We start from the raw sequence: 5,172 nt of genomic DNA, 5'->3' as shown, positions 1-5,172 counted from the left end.
CGTCAAGCTCACCACCCTGACCCAGGAGCAGGCCGACTACATCGGCGTCCCGGTCGAGGGCCCGTACAAGGCGGAGCAGTACCGCTACTGACGCACCATCAGTGATCGATGGGCCGGCGCACCGCGTGGTGCGCCGGCCCATCGGCCGTTTCGGGCCAGGCGGTCAGCGCTGCACCCAGGTGGTCCAGGTGCGCGGGTCGGAGCCGAGCAGGTGGAAGTGGGCCAGCAGGTTGGCGTCCGTGCCGACCTCGGCCATCATCTGGTCCGCCTGGTGCGCGGTGAGGCAGATCTGCACGCCGTTTCCGGCGTGGCAGGCCTGGCCGGACGGCGCAGTCGGGGTGGAGTCGGCTGAGGGAGTCGGCGACGCCCCGTCCGGTGGAATCGGCCGGATCATGGCCGTGATGTCGCCGTCCCCGTTCGTGAAGACGAGTTGAAGTGACCAGGGGTCCTTGGTGCCCTGGTTCGGTTGCATCAGCAGGGAGCCCGAGAGCTTGAAGGCGGGCGGCAGATCCGAGAGCCAGACCGGCAGCGGGATCTGCGCCGCGGACGGCCGCACACTGTCGGCCACCTGGTGCAGGGTCGCCTGCGGGTCCGTGTCCGGCAGCTCGTACCCGTCCAACTCGGCCCAGCGGCCGGTGTCGGTCATCCACTGCAGCCGCACATCCGCGCTCGGGGTCGAGCTGGTCATCCAGAACGCCTCGCGTCCGTTGACCGGGTCGGCCGGCCTCAGCTCCTCCGGCAGACCGTTGGCCGCCGGCGCTGGGGTGGCCCCAGCAGGGTAGAGCCTGAGCGCCATGCTGGGTGTCTTGACGATCCCGCCCGGCGTGGTGAAGGTCCTGCCGGTCACCGAGGTGAAGACGCCCCCCCAGTAGCTGCTCTGGTAGTCGCTCCGGCCGCCCCAGTTGACCGCCCAGCTCGGCAACCAGCCGAAACCGGCCTCCACCACCAATGGATCGCTGCCCAGCGCCGGCACATACTGCTTCGGGTCCGTACTGTCGGCCGGCATGGAGGCGGCCGCGAAATACGGGTTCACCGGGGTGGCCGGCGCGGTGTCCGTGACCGGCTCACTGGCCGACATCGCCGGAGCGACCTGGTTGCCGTGCCCCACCGCGGGCAGTGCGGCCAGCCCGCCCACCCCCAGCGCCAGCACCGCGGCCGCTGTGGTCATCGCGAACCGCCGCCGGCGGCGCCGACCGTGCCCGACGCGGATCGCCAGCTCCGTGTCCACCCGGCTGCCCGGGACCCCCGTCTCCGCCAACTCGCTCAGCTGCTCCATCAGTTCGGGCATATCCTCGGGCATCACGTCAGCCCCTCCACAGGCACGTTCGAACGGATCGTCAGCAACTGACGCAGTGTGCTCAGCCCCCGCGAGGACTGGCTCTTCACATTGCCGGTGGAGCACTCCAGCGCCTCGGCGGTCTGCTCCACCGAGAGGTCGCAGTAGTAGCGCAGCACCACGGTGGCCCGCTGCCTGGCCGGGAGCGCGGCCAGTGCGTGCCGCAGATCGAGGTCGCGGGCGAGATCGAGATCGACCGCCATCTCCTCCTCCACCGTCTCCCGGCTGCTGGTGAACCGGTGCCAGCCGCGCCGCTGCTCGGACAGGAAGACGTTCACCAGGGTCCGCCGGGCATAGCCGTCCATGTTGTCCGCGCGCCGGACCCGCCCCCACGACGTGTAGAGCCGGGTGATGGTCTCCTGCACCAGATCGTCTGCGCGGTGCCAGTCCCCGCACAGCAGGAACGCGACCTTGCGCAGCCACGCCGCCCGGGAGGACACGAATTCGGTGAACTCGGCGTCCCGCTCCGCTTTGGCCATCGACGGCCACTCCTCTCGTCGGCAGCGCTCCACGCACCGTCCGACCCCCTGATGCACCCGGGCCGTCCGGAGGTTGCACGTAGGCTGTCGAGTCATGCCGAACGGCCGCTACTCGCTCCACGACCCGCACGACCACACCCTCCTCGGCGAGGAGCGGTTCAGCTGCGCCCCCGGCCCGGCCGGCTGGCGCTACGTCGCCAAAAGCTACGCCCTGGACGGCAACCTGCTGGGCAGCGTCGACCTCACCCTGGACTCGCGCAGCCGCCCGCTGCGCATGGAACTGCGGGCCGGCGGCTGGCAGGTGCGCGGGGGAGCGGTGGACGGTGTCGCCTGGGTCCGCACCGCCGCCACCGACCCGACCGGTGCGACCGCCACCGAGGGCCACGACCGGGCGCACGGCTTCAGCGGCGACTCACCGGCGTTCCTGATCGCCACCGCGCGACTGCTCCGCCTCGACGAGGGGGCCGCCGCCCGGGTGCGCCTGGTCTCCTTCACCGGGGCGGCGCTGGCTCCACGCACCTTCGACCAGGGCTGGACGCTGCGCTCCGTCGAGGACCACCCCACGGACAGCGGGCCGCTGCGGGTGGAGCACTACCAGGTGGCGGACCTGGAGACCGGCGAGCAGCGCGAGGTCCACCTGGCGGGGGACGTGCTGCTCGCCGCGCCCGGCATCGAGCTGGAGGAGCTGGAATCGCCGCCGAACGCCTGGCGGGACGTCGACTGACTCGACTGACGATCAGCCGGGGAGCGCGAAGCCCGCGCCGCTGCTGCCGCCGGCGGCGGGCGTGGTCGCGGTGGGGGGTGCGGACACCGGTGCGGACACCGGTGCGGACACCGGTGCGGACACCGGTGCGGACACCGGTGCGGACACCGGTGCGGACACCGGTGCGGACACCGGTGTTGTCGGCATCAGGGGCGCGGGCATGACGGGTGCCGAGGGCATCGGCGCGGCGGGCATCCCCGGCATCGGCACTCCCGGCGGCATCGCGGGCGTCATCGGATGAGCCGGCGCCCCCCAGCCTGGCGGCTGGGCGGTGCCCCCGGGCGGCATCGCGTTCGCCGCGAAGGCTCCCGCCGTCCGCTGCCAGTCCCGGCGCCGGCGCTCGGTCAGCACCGCGCTCAGGTAGAGCGCCGGATGCAGGCCCGGTGGCACCGGCCAGTGCACCCGGGAAGCCAGGTCGCCGGCCAGCTGGTGCGCCATCCGCAGCGCCACTGCCTCATCCAACTGCCCAGCCCGGCCCAGGAGTTGGCGGATCGCCAACCACAGTCCCGGGGGCACCGCGGACAGGTCCAGGCGGACCAGGTCGTTCCCCACCGCGGCCAGCAGCTGCGGCGGCGCGGTCACCGCCGGTACCCCGGCGCGGGCAGCGGGCACCCGCTCCCGCACCACCAGGGTGCCGCCGAAGATGTCACCGAGCCGACGCCCGTCCGACGAGATCAGCGAGCAGATGGCGGCCGGCACGCCGCTCAGCGTCATGATCTCGATCGTGCCGACGAGGCCCCGGACCAAGGCGTGCCGGAACCGGATCGGCCCACCGTCCAGCCGCACCACCCGCAACCCCATCGCGAGCTTCCCCAGCGACCGCCCCCGGCTCAGCGTCTCCACCGCCACCGGCACGGCGACCAGGAAGAGCACCATCAGGCAGACCACCAGGGCGGCCGCCGCCGCATCGTCCAGGTCGGTCAGTACGGTCAGCAGCACCAGCGTGGTCAGGAAGAACCCCCCGACCTCGACCGCCAGGTCGATGAGCACCGCCAGCGCCCTGCTCGGCAGCTTGGCCGTCCGCAGGCCGAGAACCACGGCCTCACCCGTCACCAGGTCGCTCACTGAACCCGCCCGTCCGCTTCGAACTCGCCGCCGCTCGGGAGGCCGCGCCGCTGGGCCCGCCCCCCGATGTCCGCGCCCAACATACGGGGCCACCCGGAGGCCGGGAAGGGCCGTCCCCGGCCCGGCCGGTCTGGCAAGCTGACCCCTGCCGTCACCGCCCGCCGTGATCTGGAGTGAGCCCGCCCATGGACCTGGACGTCTTCGTCGCCGCCCATCAGGCGCAGTGGGCCCGGCTGGAGGCCCTGACCAAGCGTCGGCGGCTCAGCGGCGAGGAGACGGACGAACTGGTGCTGCTCTACCAGCGGGCCACCGGCCACCTCGCCCGGGTCCAGGCCACGGCGCCCGACCCGGCCCTGGTGGGGCGGCTGACCACCCTCGTCGCCCGCGCCCGCAACGCCGTCACCGGCAGTCGCTCGGCCGGCTGGCGGGACGCCGCGCGCTACTTCACGGTGGGTTTCCCCGCCGCGCTCTACCGCTCGCGCCGCTGGTGGGTGCCGATAGCCGTGGTCTCGCTGCTCGCCGCCGCACTGATCGCCTGGTGGGTGGCCACCCACCCCGAGGTCCGCGACAGCCTGGCCACCCCCGCCGAACTGCGCCAGATGACCCGCCCCGGCGGCGAGTACGAGACCTACTACACCGACCGCCCGGCCAGCTCGTTCGCCGCCCAGGTGTGGACGAACAACGCCCGGGTCGCCGCGATGTGCCTGGTGTTCGGGGTGTTCCTGGGGCTGCCGGTGCTCTGGGTGCTCGCCGGGAACATCCTCAACCTCGGTATCGGTCTGGGCCTGATGGCATCCGCCGGGCGCCTCGACCTCTTCCTCGGCCTGCTGCTGCCGCACGGCCTGCTGGAGCTCACCGCGGTCTTCGTCGCGGCCGGCCTGGGCCTGCGCCTGGGCTGGACGGTGATCGATCCGGGCCCGCGCACCCGCTCCGCCGCCCTCGCGGAGGAAGGGCGCGCGGTGATCGGCATGGCGATCGGCCTGGCCGCCGTGCTGCTGGTGAGCGGCTGCCTCGAAGCCTTCGTGACTCCCTCCGGGCTGCCCACCTGGGCCCGGATCGGGATCGGCGCCCTGGCCGAGCTGCTCTTCCTGCTCTACGCCCTGGTCCTGGGCCGTCGCGCGGCCGCCGCCGGCGAGATCGGCGACCTGGAGGCGGCCGACCGCGGCGACCTCCAGCCGGTGGCGGGCTGACCCCTCCCGAGCTGGTAGTCTTCTCTGCACGCCGTCAGAACCGTTGACACGGAACTGCTCGGCTAGTAGATTCGAACGGTTGGGACGGGCTGGACAACAGACCGGACCAGGCGTAGTGTCTACGACACGGCAGGCCGAGGAGAGGCATCCAGCAGGATGCGGCCCGGCAAGCCTCCTCCCTCAGCGGGAAATTCGGATGGGAAAACGGCCGGTAAACGGTACGGAAAGCATCTGATAAGCTGAGAACACGAAAGAACGAAGCGCCCGGAGAAAACGCGGAAGCGAATTCGAAGGAAGCGTCCGTTCCTTGAGAACTCAACAGCGTGCCAAAAGTCAACG

Annotated in this window: 6 protein-coding genes; 3 read left to right on the top strand and 3 right to left on the bottom strand. The window is 72.2% G+C overall.

Annotated features, from left to right (window positions below; translation table 11 throughout):
• Positions 1 to 91, top strand: a 91-nt coding sequence (locus tag P3T35_RS40150) for an adenosylhomocysteinase (protein WP_280707407.1), incomplete at its 5' end; no start/stop codon positions are given.
• A 72-nt stretch (positions 92 to 163) separates the two neighbouring features.
• Here P3T35_RS40150 and P3T35_RS40145 read toward each other — a convergent pair.
• The gene (locus P3T35_RS40145) at positions 164 to 1,300 is read right to left on the bottom strand and encodes a hypothetical protein (protein WP_143676867.1); all 1,137 of its coding nucleotides are present in this window, start codon (positions 1,298 to 1,300) and stop codon (positions 164 to 166) included.
• The gene (locus tag P3T35_RS40140; protein ID WP_101381560.1) at positions 1,300 to 1,815 is read right to left on the bottom strand and encodes a SigE family RNA polymerase sigma factor; all 516 of its coding nucleotides are present in this window, start codon (positions 1,813 to 1,815) and stop codon (positions 1,300 to 1,302) included. The genes P3T35_RS40145 and P3T35_RS40140 overlap by 1 nt, the downstream gene beginning before the upstream one ends.
• A 94-nt stretch (positions 1,816 to 1,909) precedes the next feature.
• On the opposite strand from P3T35_RS40140, the gene P3T35_RS40135 reads away from it, so the two are divergent.
• On the top strand, positions 1,910 to 2,539 hold the full coding sequence (locus P3T35_RS40135) for a hypothetical protein (protein WP_101381561.1): 630 nt from the start codon (positions 1,910 to 1,912) through the stop codon (positions 2,537 to 2,539).
• 12 nt (positions 2,540 to 2,551) lie between these two features.
• Here the strand turns inward: P3T35_RS40135 and P3T35_RS40130 are convergent, their stop codons facing one another.
• On the bottom strand, positions 2,552 to 3,643 hold the full coding sequence (locus P3T35_RS40130; RefSeq protein ID WP_101381562.1) for an RDD family protein: 1,092 nt from the start codon (positions 3,641 to 3,643) through the stop codon (positions 2,552 to 2,554).
• Positions 3,644 to 3,828: 185 nt separating this feature from the next.
• Here P3T35_RS40130 and P3T35_RS40125 point away from each other — a divergent pair, with 185 nt between their 5' ends.
• Complete coding sequence (locus tag P3T35_RS40125; protein ID WP_101381563.1) at positions 3,829 to 4,833, top strand: stage II sporulation protein M; 1,005 nt, start codon at positions 3,829 to 3,831, stop codon at positions 4,831 to 4,833.
• The last annotated feature ends 339 nt before the right edge of the window (positions 4,834 to 5,172 follow it).

This window comes from Kitasatospora sp. GP30 (assembly GCF_029892145.1).
In the GTDB taxonomy this organism is placed as follows: Bacteria; Actinomycetota; Actinomycetes; order Streptomycetales; family Streptomycetaceae; genus Kitasatospora; species Kitasatospora acidiphila.
Note: the sequence above shows the minus strand (reverse complement) of the source record. Positions and strands in the feature narration are given on the sequence as shown.